At 67.9% G+C, this 16,240-nt stretch carries 13 protein-coding genes; 10 read left to right on the forward strand and 3 right to left on the reverse strand.

Features of this window, described 5'->3' with window-relative positions; translation table 11 throughout:
• Positions 1–22: 22 nt before the first annotated feature.
• The gene (locus tag GTO19_RS06190; protein WP_291019224.1) at positions 23–589 is read right to left on the reverse strand and encodes a phasin family protein; all 567 of its coding nucleotides are present in this window, start codon (positions 587–589) and stop codon (positions 23–25) included.
• Positions 590–805: 216 nt separating this feature from the next.
• Here GTO19_RS06190 and GTO19_RS06195 point away from each other — a divergent pair, with 216 nt between their 5' ends.
• The 5 genes from GTO19_RS06195 to slmA all read left to right on the forward strand — a co-directional run bounded on the left by GTO19_RS06195 (position 806) and on the right by slmA (position 6,741).
• Positions 806–2,791, forward strand: a complete 1,986-nt coding sequence (locus GTO19_RS06195; protein ID WP_291019226.1) for an SDR family oxidoreductase — start codon at positions 806–808, stop codon at positions 2,789–2,791.
• A gap of 57 nt (positions 2,792–2,848) precedes the next feature.
• Positions 2,849–3,745, forward strand: a complete 897-nt coding sequence (argB, locus tag GTO19_RS06200) for an acetylglutamate kinase (protein WP_291019229.1) — start codon at positions 2,849–2,851, stop codon at positions 3,743–3,745.
• Positions 3,746–3,796: 51 nt separating this feature from the next.
• Positions 3,797–4,489, forward strand: coding sequence for a response regulator transcription factor (locus GTO19_RS06205; protein ID WP_291019232.1), 693 nt, complete (start codon positions 3,797–3,799; stop codon positions 4,487–4,489).
• Complete coding sequence (locus GTO19_RS06210) at positions 4,461–5,927, forward strand: ATP-binding protein (RefSeq protein ID WP_291019235.1); 1,467 nt, start codon at positions 4,461–4,463, stop codon at positions 5,925–5,927. The genes GTO19_RS06205 and GTO19_RS06210 overlap by 29 nt, the downstream gene beginning before the upstream one ends.
• Before the next feature lie 160 nt (positions 5,928–6,087).
• On the forward strand, positions 6,088–6,741 hold the full coding sequence (gene slmA / locus GTO19_RS06215) for a nucleoid occlusion factor SlmA (protein WP_291019345.1): 654 nt from the start codon (positions 6,088–6,090) through the stop codon (positions 6,739–6,741).
• 9 nt (positions 6,742–6,750) lie between these two features.
• On the opposite strand, the gene GTO19_RS06220 is transcribed toward slmA, so the two are convergent.
• Both GTO19_RS06220 and GTO19_RS06225 read right to left on the reverse strand, forming a co-directional pair.
• Positions 6,751–7,179: a hypothetical protein gene (locus tag GTO19_RS06220; protein WP_291019237.1), complete on the reverse strand. Its 429-nt coding sequence runs from the start codon at positions 7,177–7,179 to the stop codon at positions 6,751–6,753.
• Positions 7,180–7,369: 190 nt separating this feature from the next.
• Complete coding sequence (locus tag GTO19_RS06225) at positions 7,370–9,238, reverse strand: ShET2/EspL2 family type III secretion system effector toxin (protein WP_291019239.1); 1,869 nt, start codon at positions 9,236–9,238, stop codon at positions 7,370–7,372.
• A 342-nt stretch (positions 9,239–9,580) separates the two neighbouring features.
• Between GTO19_RS06225 and GTO19_RS06230 the strand changes: the two genes are divergently transcribed.
• The 5 genes from GTO19_RS06230 (at position 9,581) to GTO19_RS06250 (ending at position 16,237) form a co-directional block, all read left to right on the forward strand.
• The gene (locus tag GTO19_RS06230; RefSeq protein WP_291019348.1) at positions 9,581–10,204 is read left to right on the forward strand and encodes a TetR/AcrR family transcriptional regulator; all 624 of its coding nucleotides are present in this window, start codon (positions 9,581–9,583) and stop codon (positions 10,202–10,204) included.
• A gap of 44 nt (positions 10,205–10,248) precedes the next feature.
• A complete protein-coding gene (locus GTO19_RS06235) occupies positions 10,249–12,045 on the forward strand; it encodes an acyl-CoA dehydrogenase C-terminal domain-containing protein (RefSeq protein ID WP_291019242.1) in 1,797 nt (598 codons plus the stop codon).
• A gap of 111 nt (positions 12,046–12,156) precedes the next feature.
• Complete coding sequence (locus GTO19_RS06240) at positions 12,157–12,591, forward strand: DUF2147 domain-containing protein (protein ID WP_291019244.1); 435 nt, start codon at positions 12,157–12,159, stop codon at positions 12,589–12,591.
• 26 nt (positions 12,592–12,617) lie between these two features.
• Positions 12,618–15,017 carry a 3-hydroxyacyl-CoA dehydrogenase/enoyl-CoA hydratase family protein gene (locus GTO19_RS06245; RefSeq protein ID WP_291019246.1) on the forward strand — a complete coding sequence of 800 codons (2,400 nt, stop codon included), beginning with the start codon at positions 12,618–12,620 and terminating at the stop codon, positions 15,015–15,017.
• A gap of 11 nt (positions 15,018–15,028) precedes the next feature.
• Positions 15,029–16,237, forward strand: coding sequence for an acetyl-CoA C-acyltransferase (locus tag GTO19_RS06250; RefSeq protein WP_291019248.1), 1,209 nt, complete (start codon positions 15,029–15,031; stop codon positions 16,235–16,237).
• Positions 16,238–16,240: the final 3 nt, after the last annotated feature.

Consider the following 16,240-nt stretch of genomic DNA (forward strand, 5'->3'; position numbering starts at 1 on the left):
TGCTGCGGTGCAGCAGCGCGCGTCAGGCGGCCGGGGCCTTCTTCGCGGCGGCCTTGCGTGCCGGGGCGCGCCTGGCGGGCGCCTTGCGGGGAGCGGCCTTGGTTGCGGCGGACCGGGTGGCGGCCTTGCGCGCGGGCTTGCCGGCCGACACGCCCACGCCGCCAAGTTTGAGCACCTGCTGATTGAGTGCGTCGATGCGCTCCATCAGCGCCTCCACGTCGCGCGCCGAGGGCACGCCCAGTTTGCCCAGCGCCTTGGCCACGCGCTCCTCGAACAGGCTCTCCAGCTTGTCCCACTGGCCGGCGGCCTTGCTCTGGATCTCGTTGGCCATGCTGCTCACGCGGCTGGTGGCCTCGCTGATGCGTTCTTCGGCCGCCGTCTGGGTCTTGCGCTGGATGCTCATGCCTTCCTTCACCAGGGTCTCGAAGGCTTTGCCGCCTTCTTCCTGCGCCTTGGCGAAAGCGCCCAGACCGGCCAGCCAGATCTGCTGGGCCGAGTCCTTGATGGCGCCGGCCAGGGGCGAGCCGGCGGTGCCGTTCGAGGCGGATGCGCGGGCGCTGCCGCCCTTCTTCTGGATCTTCTTGACCATGATGCGGGGCTCCTGTGGTGGTTGCTGCGGATGCGCTGGTGGCGCGCGAGGCACCGCCATTGCCGCGCATGGTGGCCGCCCGTGCCGGCCCTGTGTAGGGGACGGCGACTAAAACCGGCCGCGGGTTTCTGCGGAATGGGCCCTCCGATGGCGTGCAACAGAATCGCGAGCAATGCCGCCTCGCGGCACCCGAACCACAACACGCAGGAGCCCCCCATGCAGTACTTCGTCACCGGAGCCACCGGCTTCATCGGCAAGCGCCTCGTCCGCAAGCTGCTGCAGCGCAAGGGGGCGGTGGTGCACTTCCTGATCCGCCGCGAGAGCGAAGCCAAGGTGGCGGCCCTGCGCGAGTACTGGGGCGTGGGGCCCACGCGCGCGCTGCCGGTGTTCGGTGACCTCACCGAGAAGAAGCTCGGCGTGTCGGCCGAGGACATCAAGGCCCTGAAAGGCCAGATCGACCACTTCTTCCACCTGGCCGCGGTGTACGACCTCGGCGCCGACGAGGACAGCCAGGTGGCCGTCAACATCGACGGCACGCGCCACACGCTGGAGCTGGCCAAGGCGATCGGCGCGGGCCACTTCCACCACGTCTCCTCCATCGCCGCCGCCGGCCTGTACGAAGGCGTGTTCCGCGAGGACATGTTCGAGGAGGCCGAGAACATCGACCACCCGTACTTCATGACCAAGCACGAGAGCGAGAAGCTCGTGCGCGCCGAGAACAAGCTGGCCTGGACCGTGTACCGCCCCGCCATGGTGGTGGGCGACAGCCAGAGCGGCGAGATGGACAAGATCGACGGGCCCTACTACTTCTTCAAGCTCATCCAGCGCATGCGCCAGATCCTGCCGCCGTGGATGCCGAGCATCGGCCTCGAAGGCGGGCGCATCAACATCGTGCCAGTGGACTTCGTGGTCAACGCGCTCGACCACATCGCCCATGGCGAGCGAAAGGGCGGCGAGTGCTTCCACCTGGTGGACCCGGTGGGCTACCGCGTGGGCGACGTGCTCGACATCTTCAGCAAGGCCGCGCACGCCCCCAAGATGAACCTGTTCGTCAACGCCGCGCTGCTGGGCTTCATTCCGAAGAGCGTGAAGAAGGGCCTGATGGCCCTGGCCCCGGTGCGACGCGTGCGCGACGCGGTGATGAAGGACCTGGGCCTGCCCGAGGACATGCTCACCTTCGTCAACTACCCCACGCGCTTTGATTGCCGCGCCACACTGGCCGCGCTCAAGGGCAGCGGCGTGGAGTGCCCGAACCTGAAAGACTACGCCTGGCGCCTGTGGGACTACTGGGAGCGCCACCTCGACCCCGACCTGCACCGCGACCGCAGCCTGCGGGGGACCGTCGCGGGAAAGGTGGTCCTGGTCACGGGCGGGAGCTCGGGCATCGGCCTGGCGGCGGCGCATGCCTTTGCCCAGGCCGGTGCCACCACCATCATTTGCGGCCGTGACCAGGACAAGCTCGACGAAGCCTGCAAGGAAGCCAAGGCCAAGGGCTACGCGTTCATCGCCTACCCGGCCGACATCGCCGACATGGCCGATTGCGACCGCTTCACGCAACTGCTGGTGCAGAACCACGGCGGCGTGGACTTCCTCATCAACAACGCGGGCCGCTCCATCCGCCGCGCCATCGAGGGCAGCTACGACCGCTTCCACGACTTCGAGCGCACCATGCAGCTCAACTACTTCGGCTGCCTGCGTGTGACCATGGGCCTGCTGCCGGGCATGGTGCAGCGGCGCCGGGGGCACGTGGTCAACATCAGCTCCATCGGCGTCCTGACCAACGCGCCGCGCTTCTCGGCCTATGTGGCCAGCAAGGCCGCGCTCGACGCCTGGACGCGCTGCGCCAGCAGCGAGTTCGCCGACCAGGGCATCACCTTCACCACCATCAACATGCCCCTGGTGCGCACGCCCATGATCGCGCCCACCAAGATCTACAACAACGTGCCCACGCTCAGCCCCGAGGAGGCCGCCGACATGATCGCGCAGGCCTGCATCGACAAGCCGGTGCGCATCGCCACGCGACTGGGCATCACCGGCCAGGTGATGCACGCGCTGGTGCCGCGCATCGCGCAGATCGTGATGAACACGAGTTTTCGCATGTTCCCGGACTCCGCGGCGGCCAAGGGCGAGAAGGGCGCGAAGCCGCAGCTGTCGCCCGAAGCCATCGCCATGCAGCAGATGATGCGAGGGATTCACTTCTGAGCGGTCGCGGCGCATCCCTAGAATCCGGGCTTTTGCTCCTCACGGAAGAAGCCGCGCATGACCACCGCCCCCGACATCACCACCATCGCCCCGCGCGACCGCGCGGAGATCCTGGCCCAGGCGCTGCCCTACATCCGGCAGTACCACGGCAAGACCATGGTCATCAAGTACGGCGGCAACGCCATGACCGATCCGGCCCTGCAGCAGGACTTCGCCGAAGACGTGGTGCTGCTCAAGCTGGTGGGCATCAACCCCGTGGTGGTGCACGGCGGCGGCCCGCAGATCGAGACCCTGCTCAAGCGCCTGGGCAAGAAGGGCGAGTTCATCCAGGGCATGCGCGTCACCGACGCCGAGACCATGGAAGTCGTCGAATGGGTGCTGGCCGGCGAGGTGCAGCAGGACATCGTGGGCCTGATCAACCAGGCCGGCGGCAAGGCCGTGGGCCTCACGGGCCGCGACGGCGCCATGATCCGCGCGCGCAAGCTGCGGCTGGCCGATCAGGCCGATCCGGCGCGTGAACACGACGTCGGCCAGGTCGGCGACATCGTGGGCATCGAGCCCGCGGTGGTGAAGGCCCTGCAGGACGACCAGTTCATCCCCGTCGTCAGCCCCATCGGCTATGGCGAGCAGAACGAGAGCTACAACATCAACGCCGACGTGGTGGCCGCCCGGCTGGCCACCGTCCTGCAGGCCGAGAAACTGCTGATGCTCACCAACATCCGCGGCGTGCTCGACAAGAACGGCGAGCTGCTCACCGAGCTCACGCCCCAGCGCATCGACGAGCTGGTGCGCGACGGCACCATCTCCGGCGGCATGATTCCCAAGATCGCTGGCGCGCTGGACGCCGCCAGGAGTGGCGTGAACGCGGTGCACATCATCGACGGCCGCGTGCCGCACGCCCTGTTGCTCGAGGTGCTGGGCAACGAGCCCTTCGGCACCATGATCAAGTCGTGACGGCCGCCACGCTACGCCGCTGCGCGGCGGCGAAACCACCGCGTTGACACCATGCGCTTGCTCCTCGTCGAAGACGACGTCATGGTCGCCAGCGGCATCAAGCTGGGCCTCACGGACGCGGGGTACACCGTCGACTGGGTGGGCAGCGCCGAGCGTGCCGAGCAGGTGCTCGAGCGCGAGGCCTTCGACGCCGCCATCCTCGACATCGGCCTGCCCGGCGGCGACGGCCTGGCGCTCACCCGGCACATCCGCGCGCGCGGCTTCGCGCTGCCGGTGCTGATCCTCACCGCGCGCGACGCCCTGCAGGACCGCGTGCAGGGCCTGGACCTCGGCGCCGACGACTACATGGTCAAGCCCTTCGAGCTGCCCGAGCTGCTGGCTCGCCTGCGCGCGCTGCTGCGCCGCTCGCAGGCGGCCACCTCCGCCGTGCTGAGCTTTGGCGCGCTGGAGATGGACACGGCGCACCGGCGCGTCACGCTCGCGGGCCAGCCGGTGGAGCTGGGTCCGCGCGAGTGGACCGTGCTCGAGTACATGCTCATGCAGACGCCCAAGCCCATCGCCAAGGACAAGCTGCTGGCCGCGCTCACCGGCTGGGACAAGGAGATCACGCCCAACGCGATCGAGGTCTACGTGTCGCGATTGCGGGCCAAGCTCGAGCCCGCGGGCATTGCCGTGCGCGCCATTCGCGGCTTCGGCTACCGCCTGGAATGCGCCGATGCCGCCGGCCGCGCCGACGCCGCCTGAGCCGGGCGCACCGCGCGACACGATCGGCGGCCTGCGGCGGCGCCTGCTGGTGATGCTGCTGGCCACCATCGCCGTGATCGGTGCGGTCACGGTGGCCTTTCACTACCAGGCCGCGGGCACCGCCGCCCTGCAGCAGGACCAGCGCCTGCTGCGCCTGGTGCCCATGCTGGCCGATTCGGTGCTGGTGCCACGCGACGCGCCCTCGGTGGCCGGCGACCTCGCCCGCGAAGCGCCCAGCCTCACGCTGCTCATGGCCCCACCGATCCAGGAGTTCCTGGCCGACCGCGAAGGCCACACCGCCGTGGGCGTGTTCGATGCGCAGGGTGAGCGCCTGTTCGGCGCCGATTGGCTGCCCGTCCTGCTGCCCACCACCGAAGCGCCAGAGTACGTGAGCGTGGTCGAGGGCGGCGTCACGCACCGCGTGGTGGTGCAGCGCGCAGCCACCGAGGCGGGCGAACTCATCCTCGTGCTGGCCGACGGCAGCGACGCGCGCCAGCACTGGCTGCGCAACGTCCTGCTGCGCGTGCTGCTGCCCAACCTCGCGCTCTTCGCGGTGGCGGCCGGCGTGCTGGGCTGGGGCGTCACGCGGGCGCTGCGGCCGCTCATGGAACTGAAGCAGGCGGTGGAGCGCCGCTCGCCGCGCGACCTGAGCCCGATCGACGGGCGCCAGACCCCGGCCGAGGTGCGCCCGCTGGTGGACGCGCTCAATCGCCTGTTCGCGCGCGTCAACGAACAGAGCGATACGCAGCGCCGCTTCGTGGCCGATGCCGCGCACCAGTTGCGCACCCCCCTGGCCGGCCTGCAGGCGCAGGTGGAGGCCTGGGCCCAGGCCGCGCGCAGCATGGGCGCGGGCGACCTGCTCAGCCTGCGCGCCGAGCAGGTGCTGCGCCTGCGAGACGCCACGCGCAACACCACCCAGCTCGCCAACCAGTTGCTGGCCCTGTCGCGCGCCGACGCGCTGCGCGACGACCATGCGGCTCTGGAGACGGTGGACCTGGCCGAACTCTGCGAAACCGTGCTCGCCCATTTCCTGGACGCGGCGAGCGCCCGCCGCATCGACCTCGGACTCGAAGCCAGCCCCGCTCAGGTGCGGGGCCACACCTGGCTGCTGCGCGAGCTGCTGATCAACCTGGTGGACAACGCCATCAAGTACACGCCGGCGCAGGGCAGCGTCACCCTGCGTTGCGGCCAGGGCGAGGGCGCGGCAGCGGCCTGGATCGAGGTGGAGGACGACGGCCCGGGCATCGCGCCGGGCGAGCGCGAGCGCGTGCTACAGCGCTTCTACCGCGTGCCCGGCACCGGGGGCAGCGGGCACGGCCTGGGCCTGGCCATCGCCGACGGCATCGCGCGTGTGCACCGCACGCAATTGCAGCTCGACGCGGGCGCCCTGGGGCGGGGCTTGCGGGTGCGGGTGGCCTTTGATGCGGTCGCCCACTAGCCGGGCGAGCCGCGCCGATGCTGGGTAACCAGATGTAGCCGGCTGTGCGAGAATGCCGCGGGGAATACCCCGGGCCCCATCGGGTGCCCCGAGTCCACCGGACTGACAGCCACCTCACGGACCATCGACCATGACCACTGCTGCCGCGCCCGACATGCCCATGCCCGACGACGACACGCTGGACACTGCGCCCGCGGCCGAGGCAGCCGAAACCCCTGGCCGCAAGCGCCCCAAGCCCGGCGAGCGGCGCGTGCAGATCCTTCAGGCCCTGGCCACCATGCTCGAGCAGCCCGGTGCGGAGCGCATCACCACCGCGGCCCTGGCGGCGCGGCTGGAGGTGAGCGAAGCGGCGCTGTACCGCCACTTCGCGAGCAAGGCCCAGATGTTCGAGGGCCTGATCGAATTCATCGAGCAGACCGTCTTCGGCCTGATCGGCCAGCTCGACGAGCGCGAGTCCGACGCGCTGGTGCGCTGCCGCAAGCTCGTGGCCCTGCTGCTGCAGTTCGGCGAAAAGAACCCCGGCATGACGCGCGTCATGGTCGGCGACGCCCTGGTCTTCGAGAACGAGCGCTTGCAGCAGCGCATGAACCTCTTCTTCGACAAGATCGAGGCCACCCTGCGCCAGAACCTGCGGGAAGCCGCCACGCTGGGCGGCGCCGCCACGCCCACCGTGGATGCGCAGGCCGATGCCTCGGTCATCACGGCCTTCTGCGTGGGCCGGCTGCAGCGCTTCGCGCGCAGCGGATTCAAGCGCTCGCCCAATGAAAGCCTGGAGCACAGCCTGGCGCTGCTGCTGCCGGGCGGGCGGGGCTGAGCCGGCGGGTCAGGCGTCCTGCGGCGTGGGCGCGTCGACCGCGCCGGGCGCCATGATTCGCTCGACCCAGGGGAAGGCGTCCACCCACGAGGGCAGGGCCGACAAGCCGGCCGGCAGGTGAAGCACCTTCGCACGCCGCTCGAACAGGCGACAGGCATCGGCGAAGGCTTCCATCAGTTCGTCGGCCGCACGGCCGAGCGCGTCACCGTGAGCGCTCAGGTCCAACACCTCGCCGCCGTGGCAGATGTGCTCTTCCAGCGTGTGCCAGAGCGCGAAGTCGGCCAGGGTGAAAGCTTCCGAGTCCAGGCCAATGAGCTGCAAGGCCAGGAAGCGGCTGCGCCACGTCTCTCGAGCCGTCGCTTCGGGAGTCTCTTGTCTGGCGGTCATGGGGCGGTGAGTGGGGCGGGCGCGTTCGATGGGACGGTGATCGGTGAACATGTCGGTCTCCTCGTCAGTGCCCGTGCCGCTCGGTAGCGCGGTGGTGTGGTCCATGGAAGCCAGCTTGAGCCCGGGTGATCGGGTCCACCAAACCCATGCGATTCATGCCGGTCCGGATCGGATGGCTGGAAGGCGGGGGCTTCCTTGGCAGTAGGCATTGAGTGTGGTGCCTACCGCCCTCGCGCGAGACTCAGATGAGCGCGGCCTTCGCGGCCTTCTTCGCTTGCTTGCGCTTGACCTTGTCGAGGGCGATGTCCTCGCGGACACTTTTCAGCTCCTCGCGCAGATCCTGGAAGGCGTCCTTCGTGAGGGCCCCGGACTTGTACAGCTTGCCGATGGTGTCGCCAAAGGCGGTTGCAAGCTTGTTGGAGTGAATGCCGCTCACCTGCGACAGGCCTGCGGGCGTCTTCGCGCGCATCAACTGGTACACGGACTTGGGCGAGAGCAGGCCTCTCTTGGCGAGGTCCAGCACCAGGGCACCGAAGGCTTTGACCGCCTCTGTGTGGTTGTTGCGAAACGCGATCTCCAGCGCGGTTTTGCCCAAAGGGGTCTGGGCGGTCAGTACGCCTACGGTGTCCTTTTCTGTCAGCAGCCCGCGCCGCACACCGACCAACAGGCACGCCTTCAGCACGGGCATGGCTTGCGCATGCCCAAGTTCACAGCCCAGGTAGAGAGACGAATAGCCGTGGGCATCGGCGCTGACCACGAACGCCTTGAACTCTTCCGCCGTCACGTCGGCGGTTTCCAGCCAAAGGGGCAGGCTGTCCAGCGACTCGACGAACCCGCCTTCCATCAGTTCCTTCACGATGGACGGGTGCCAGCGCTGCGGCAAACGCGCGAATGCGGTGGACAAGGAGCGTTCGCTGCGCTGGGACGCGATGCTGCCCTCGAGATCGAAGGGGTTTTCGATCATGGTGACCCGCAGATGGCCCGCCGCGCCCAGCGGTCGATCCTGGGTGCCGAGGTAGGCGGACCTGACGCGGGCCGACTGGTGAAACAAGGTGTCCATCTCGAACGGTGCCCCGCTGCGCACGAGTTCCGTGGTGAAGTTGGGGTCGAAGCACTGGATGAGCTCCTGGCCGGGCGTGCTGGCGTCGAACTTGATGGCCATGGCGTGGTTGTTGGTCGAGACCATGGCGTAGCCGCTGGTCTTGCCTTCGCGCCGCATGCGGTCGAACTGCCATTGCACGAACCGGTCCCATTCCTCCTCGGCCACCAAGTGAGCGTCTTTCGGACGGTCGATCAGTTGTTTGCAGATGGTTTCCGATTCGGGCGACACGTTCTGCTGGATCGCCGACGGCGAGCCCAGCCAGCTCAGCGGGCTGTCCAGGTCGTCGAAAACGGCCGGGCGCCACTCGAACTCCTTCCATGCGCGCAGCATCGTCAACGACAGGTGCCGGCAGAGAATGTCGACCGTGGTGCCCTTGAACCTGGCCACGCCATTGAAGTTCAGGCCGCGAGGGCGGAGTCGGAGCACGCGGTGATCGTCCGCCGCCTGGGCGACGAACTTCGCCGGATGGCCGTCGGCGTGAGTCGCGGCGACGACGCAATGGTTCGGGATCCGCAGCGTCATGCGCTTGATCGGCACACAGCCCAGGTCGAGGTGTTGCAGACGAGGCAAGGAGCGCAAGTCCAGTCGACGGCCGAAGAATCCCTCAACGCTCAGTCGTTGCAGCGCGGGAAGGGCGTCGACCCTGAAGGGCAACTTCTTCAGCGGGGGCAGCAGAAGTTCCCGCGGCGACGGTTCGATGTCACGGCAGATGTCGGCCAGCGCGTCCATCACCTCGGGTGGCACACGCTCCAATGCAAAACCGTGCGCACGGAGGTCCAGCACCACACCGCCGTGCAAGGCGAACTGCTCCAGCAGATGCCACAGGTCTCTGTCTTTGAGGGTGAACTCGTCATGCCTCTCGTGGAACGACCCCAGGCACTCTTCTTCCAGCGCCTTGAAGCGAACCTGAGCCACTTCCAGCCGCCTGCCAGGACTGGGCGACGGCTCTTGCAAGTCCGTGGACAGTCGTGGGGTCGATGAGGAGCGGGAGAGTGAACCGACGCGCATGGTGCCTCCTGGTCTGGTGGTGGCTCCCTGTGGCGCCCGCTTGTTGCGGTTTCGCCGTCGGCCGCAAGGCTGTTCGACTTCGAAAAAATCCTTTCCTGATAACTGACCAAGGCGGGCGAAATACCACCTGCTGGTATCGCACTACTGCGACGGCCTTAGAGCCTTGGCTCTAAACCGGAGGGTGTGAATTCGGCTTCCTGCTTGTGTGGATCAACGAAATCCGGGTAAAAATAGAACGACCGTTCGTTTCTTTCGGCCGATACCCCTGCCGATCCACCCAGGCCCCGCATGAGCGACACCACCGCCCGCCGCCCCCGCCGCGCCGCCACCACCGATGGCGGCATGGCCAAGCCCCAGCCCAAGGGCCAGCAGACCAAGGCCGCCATCGTCGACGCCGCTTTGGGCCTGGCCACGCAGATCGGACTCGAAGGCCTGTCCATCGGCGCGCTCGCCGAGGTCATGCAGATGAGCAAGTCCGGCGTGTTCGCGCACTTCGGCTCGCGCGAGGAGCTGCAGATCTCGGTGGTGCGCGAGTACCACACGCGCTTCGAGGACGAGGTCTTCTACCCCGCCATGGACGCCCCGCGCGGTCTGCCGCGCCTGCGTGCCCTGTTCGACAACTGGATGAAGCGCACCTCGGTCGAGATCGACTCGGGTTGCATCTACATCAGCGGCGCGGTCGAGTTCGACGACCGCCCCGGCCCCGTGCGCGACGCGCTGGCCAGCTCGGTGAGCACCTGGCAGGACGCGCTGCGCCGGTCGATCGAGCTCGCCATCGAGGAGGGCCACCTGTCGGCCGACACGGACGCGTCACAGGTCGCCTTCGAAATCCACGGATTGATTCTTGCCCTGCACTACGAGGCGCGCTTCCTGCGCAGCCCCGGCTGCATCGACCGCGCGTGGCGCGGCTTCGGCGCCATCCTCGAACGCAATGGCGCGCGCCTGCCCGCCGGCCGCAAGAGCTGACTTTTCTTTTCTTCACTTCGACGAAACCACAGGAGAACCCACCCATGCCCGTCTACACCCCGCCGCTGCGCGACATGCAGTTCGTGATGCACGAGGTCTTCAATGTCGTCGACGAACTCAAGGCCTGCCCCAATCACGCCGACATCGACGCCGACACCATCAACGCCGTGCTGGAAGAGGGCGGCAAGTTCGCGGCCGAGGTGACCTTTCCGCTCAACATCAGTGGCGACGAAGAAGGCTGCACGCTCGACAAGGCCACGCACGAGGTGAAAGCGCCGAAGGGTTTCAAGGAAGCCTACGCGCAGTACGTGCAAGGCGGCTGGCCCGCGCTCTCGTGCGACCCCGAGTTCGGTGGCCAGGGCCTGCCCCTGATCGTGAACCAGTGCCTCTACGAGATGCTCAACAGCGCCAACCAGGCCTGGACCATGTACCCCGGCCTGTCGCACGGCGCCTACGAATGCCTGCACGCGCACGGCTCGCCCGAGCAGAAGAAGCTCTACCTGCCCAAGCTCACCAGCGGCGAGTGGACCGGCACCATGTGCCTGACCGAACCCCACTGCGGCACCGACCTGGGCCTGCTGCGCACCAAGGCCGAACCCCAGGCCGACGGCACCTACAAGCTCACCGGCCAGAAGATCTTCATCAGCGCGGGTGAGCACGACCTGGCCGAGAACATCCTGCACCTGGTGCTCGCGCGCCTGCCCGACGCGCCCGTGGGCAGCAAGGGCATCAGCCTGTTCCTGGTGCCCAAGTACCAGGTGAAGGCCGATGGCAGCATCGGCGCGCGCAACGGCATCCACTGCGGCGGCCTCGAACACAAGATGGGCATCCACGGCAACGCCACCGCGCAGATGGTGCTCGACGGTGCCGTGGGCACCCTGGTGGGCGAGCCCAACAAGGGCCTGCCCGCCATGTTCGTGATGATGAACGCCGCCCGCCTGGGCGTGGGCAACCAGAGCCTGGGCCTGACGGAAGTGGCTTATCAGAACGCGCTCGTCTACGCCAAGGACCGCATCCAGATGCGCAGCCTGTCGGGCGTGAAGGCCAAGGACAAGCCGGCCGACCCCATCATCGTGCACCCCGACGTGCGCAAGATGCTGCTCACCGCCAAGGCCTACGCTGAAGGCGGCCGCGCGCTGCTGATGTTCTGCACGCTGCTGCTCGAGAAGGAACTGCACCACCCCGACGAGAAGGTGCGCAAGGACTGCGCCGACCTCGCTGCGCTGCTGACGCCCATTGCCAAGGCCTTCCTGACCGACAACGGCTTCGAGGCCACCAACCACTGCATGCAGGTGTTCGGCGGCCACGGCTACATCAAGGAATGGGGCATGGAGCAGTACGTGCGCGATGCCCGCATCAACATGATCTACGAGGGCACCAACACGGTCCAGAGCCTGGACCTGCTGGGCCGCAAGGTGCTGGGCAACAACGGCGCCACGCTCAAGAAGTTCGGCAAGCTCGTGGCCGCGCTGGTGGAAGAAGAGGGCGTGAACGAGAAGATGGCCGAGTTCATCAACCCCCTGGGCTACCTGGGCGAGCAGATGACCAAGTTCACCACCGAGATCGGCTTCAAGGGCCTGCAGAACCCCGACGAGGTGGGCGCGGCCGCCGTGCCTTACCTGCGCGTGGCCGGCCATCTGGTGTTTGCCTACTTCTTCGCGCGCATGGCCCAGGCCGCGCAGCGCGCCATCGACGGTGGCAGCACCGACCCGTTCTACACCGCCAAGCTGCAGACCGCGCGCTTCTACTTCGCCAAGCTGTTCCCCGAGACGGCCACGCTCATGCGTCTGGCGCGCTCGGGCAGCAAGGTGCTGATGGACACCGACGCAGCTTTGGCATGACCCCCTGCGCCGCTTCGCGTCTTCCCCCTGAAGGGGGACAACACCTGAGGCCCGGCAAAGCCGGTTCCTCGGTGTTCCGCGACAACTTCCCTTCACTCTAAGGAGACAGTCATGAAGATGCATGTGTTTGCTCTTGCCGTGTCCCTCGCCGGCCCGGCCCACGCCCAGATGACGCCCACGGGCCTGTGGAAGACCATCGACGACGACTCGAAGAAGGAGAAGTCGCTGGTGCGCATCACCGAGAGCAACGGCGTCTTCAGCGGCCGCATCGAGAAGCTGCTCGACCCCGCCACCGACCAGAAAGCGGTGTGCGACAAGTGCAGTGACGACCGCAAGGACAAGCCCATTCTTGGCCTGGAGATCCTGCGTGGCATCCGCCAGGGCGAGAACGACAAGGCCGTGTACGAGGGCGGCACCATCGTCGACCCGAACAACGGCAAGAGCTACCGCGCGCGCCTCAAGCCGGTGAACGGCGGGGCGCAACTCGAAATGCGTGGCTACCTCGGCCCCTTCTTCCGAACGCAAGTCTGGCACCGCGTCGAGTGACACCGCCAGCCATTCACGGAAACCACATGAACCGATTCAACGTCAGAAAAGTCGCCGTGCTCGGCGCGGGCGTGATGGGCGCGCAGATCGCGGCCCACCTCGTCAACGTCAAGGTGCCCGTTGTCCTCTTCGACCTGCCTGCCAAGGAAGGCCCGAAGAACGGCATCGTCACCAAGGCCATCGAGAACCTGAAGAAGCTCAAGCCCTCGCCGATCGGCGTGGCCGCCGACGCCGACCTCATCGTCGCCGCCAATTACGAAGAGCACATGGCCCTGCTGGGCGGGTGCGACCTCGTGATCGAGGCCATCGCCGAGCGCATGGACTGGAAGCTGGACCTGTACCAGAAGATCGCGCCCCACCTGGCCGCGCACGCCATCGTCGCATCCAACACCTCGGGCCTGTCGATCACGAAACTGAGCGAGGCCTTGCCCGAGGCCATCAAGCCGCGCTTCTGCGGCATCCACTTCTTCAACCCGCCGCGCTACATGACGCTGGTGGAGCTGATCGCCACGCCCACCACGCAGCCCGAGATCCTGGACCAGCTCGAGACCTTCGTCACCAGCGGCCTGGGCAAGGGTGTGGTGCGCGCCAAAGACACGCCGAACTTCATCGCCAACCGCATCGGCATCGCCGGCATGCTGGCCACCATGAAGGAGGTGGAGAACTTCGGCCTCACGTTCGACGTGGTGGACGACCTCACCGGCAAGCGCCTGGGCCGCGCCAGCAGCGGCACCTTCCGCACCGCCGACGTGGTGGGCCTGGACACCATGGCCCACGTCATCAAGACGCTGCAGGACAACCTGAGCGCCGAAACCGACCCGTTCTACGCCAGCTTCGGCACGCCGCCCGTGCTGAAGGCGCTGCTGGAGAAGGGCCACCTGGGCCAGAAGGCCAAGGCCGGCTTCTTCAAGAAGGTGGGCCGCGACATCCTGCGCTTCGACCTGGAGAGCGGCGAGTACGTGCCCTCCGGCGAGAAGGCGGACGAGGTCTATGGCCGCATGCTCAAGAAGCCCGCGGGCGAGCGCCTGAAGCTGCTGAGAAACAGCACCGGCCCGCAAGGCCAGTTCCTCTGGGCCATCCTGCGCAACAGCTTCCACTACGCAGCCGTGCACCTGGCCTCCATCGCCGACACCGCGCGCGACGTGGACCTGGCCATGCGCTGGGGCTTCGGCATGAAGCAGGGCCCCTTCGAGCTGTGGCAGGAAGCCGGCTGGCTCGAGGTGGCGAAGATGGTCCAGGAGGACATCGACGCGGGCAAGGCACTGTCCAAGGCGCCCTTGCCCGACTGGGTGTTCAAGGGCCCGGTGGCCGAGGCCGGCGGCGTGCACACCGCGCAGGGCTCGTGGAACCCGGGCAAGGGCGTGTTCGAGCCGCGCCGTGAACTGCCCGTGTACCAGCGCCAGCCTTTCCCCGAGCTGCTGCTCGGCGAAGCCGGCCCGCGCTTCGCCGACGCGGGCACCACCATCGAAGAGACCGACGCGGTCCGCCTCTGGACACTGGACAACGAGGTCCTGATCGCCAGCATCAAGACCAAGATGCACGCCATCAGCCCCGAGGTCTGCGAGGGCCTGATGCAGGCCGTGGAACTGGCCGAGGCGCAGTACCAGGGCCTGGTGGTCTGGTCGGGCGACGAGCCCTTCAGCGTGGGCGCCGACCTGCAGGCCATGCTGCCCGCCTTCCTGGCCGTGGGCGTGGCCGCCATCGAAGACGCCGAAGGCTTCATGCAGCAGACCATGCTGCGCCTGCGCTACGCCAACGTGCCGGTGGTCTCCGCCATCCGCGGCATGGCGCTGGGCGGCGGCTGCGAGCTGGCCGTCTACAGCGGCAAGCGCGTGGCGCACATGGAAAGCTACATCGGCCTGGTGGAAGTGGGCGTGGGCCTGATCCCCGGCGCCGGCGGCCTCACCTACATCGCGCGCCGCGCGGCCGAGAACGCCCAGGCGTCCACAGGCAAGGACCTGCTGCCCTTCCTCACCGAAGGCTTCACCGCCGCGGCGATGGCCAAGGTCGGCACCAGCGCGATCGAGTCGCGCAGCATCGGCTACCTGCTCGAGTCCGACCTCATCGTGCCGCACAAGGACGAGCTGCTGTTCGTCGCGCTCAACGAAGCGAAGGCCATGTTCCGCGCCGGCTATCGCGCGCCGCACAAGCGCCTGTTCCCCGTGGCCGGCCGCGACGGAAAGGCCACGATCATGGGCCAGCTCGTGAACATGCGCGACGGCGGCTTCATCAGCCAGCACGACTTCCACATCGCCAGCCTGATCGCCAACGTGGTCACCGGCGGCGACGTGGACCCCGGCACGCTGGTGAGCGAGGAATACCTCATGACGCTGGAGCGCCAGGCCTTCTGTGCGCTCATCACGAACCCCAAGACGCAGGAGCGCATCCTGGGCATGCTCAACACCGGCAAGCCCGTGCGCAACTGAGGAGCCACGACATGAGCAAACAAGTTCAAGACGCCTACATCGTCGCCGCCACGCGCACGCCCATCGGCCGTTCGCACAAGGGCTCGTTCAAGCACCTGCGGCCCGACGACATGCTCGCCATCGCGCTGCGCTCGGCGCTCGCGCAGGCGCCCGGGCTGGACCCGAAGGCCATCGAAGACATCATCTGCGGCTGCGCCATCCCCGAGGCCCAGCAGGGCCTGAACGTGGCGCGCATCGGCGCGATCCTCGCGGGCCTGCCCAACAGCGTGGGCGGCATCACGGTCAATCGCTTCTGCGCCTCGGGCCTGTCGGCCGTGGCCATGGCGGCCGACCGCATCCGCGTGGGCGAGGCCGATGTGATGATCGCCGCCGGCACCGAGAGCATGAGCATGGTGCCCATGATGGGCAACTCGCCCAGCCTGTCGCCCGCCATCTTCGCCAACACGCAGGACGTGGAGCAGTACGGCATCGCCTACGGCATGGGCCTCACGGCCGAGAAGGTGGCGCAGCAGTGGAAAGTCTCGCGCGAGGCGCAGGATCAATTCGCGCTGCAGTCGCACCAGCGCGCGCTGATCGCGATGAAGAACGGCGAGTTCGCCAATGAGATCACGCCGGTGGAAGTGACCGAGCGTGAGGTGAACCTGGAATCGGCCGAGGTGAGCAAGCGCACGCGCACCGTGAGCCTGGACGAAGGCGCGCGCCCCGACACCAGCCTGGAAGGCCTGGCCAGGCTGCGCACCGTGTTCGCCGCGCGCGGCTCGGTCACGGCGGGCAACAGCTCGCAGACCAGCGACGGCGCGGGCGCGCTGATCCTGGCGAGCGAGGCGGCGGTCAAGCGCTTCGGCCTCAAGCCGCTGGCGCGCTTCGTGAGCTACGCCAGCCGCGGCGTGCCGCCGCACATCATGGGCATCGGCCCGGTGGAGGCGATCCCCGCCGCGCTGCGCTACGCCGGCCTGAAGCAGGACGACATGGACTGGATCGAGCTCAACGAGGCCTTCGCGGCCCAATCGCTCGCGGTCATCAACACCCTGGGGCTGGACCCGGCCAAGGTCAATCCCATGGGCGGTGCCATTGCCTTGGGCCACCCCCTTGGCGCCACCGGCGCGATCCGCTCGGCCACCGTGGTGCACGCGCTGCAGCGGCACCAGAAGAAGTTCGGCATGGTGACCATGTGCGTGGGCATGGGCCAGGGCGCAGCGGGGATCTTCGAGCGCGTGTGATTC

It is taken from the genome of Hydrogenophaga sp. (genome assembly GCF_011772445.1).
In the GTDB taxonomy this organism is placed as follows: domain Bacteria; phylum Pseudomonadota; class Gammaproteobacteria; order Burkholderiales; family Burkholderiaceae_C; genus Hydrogenophaga.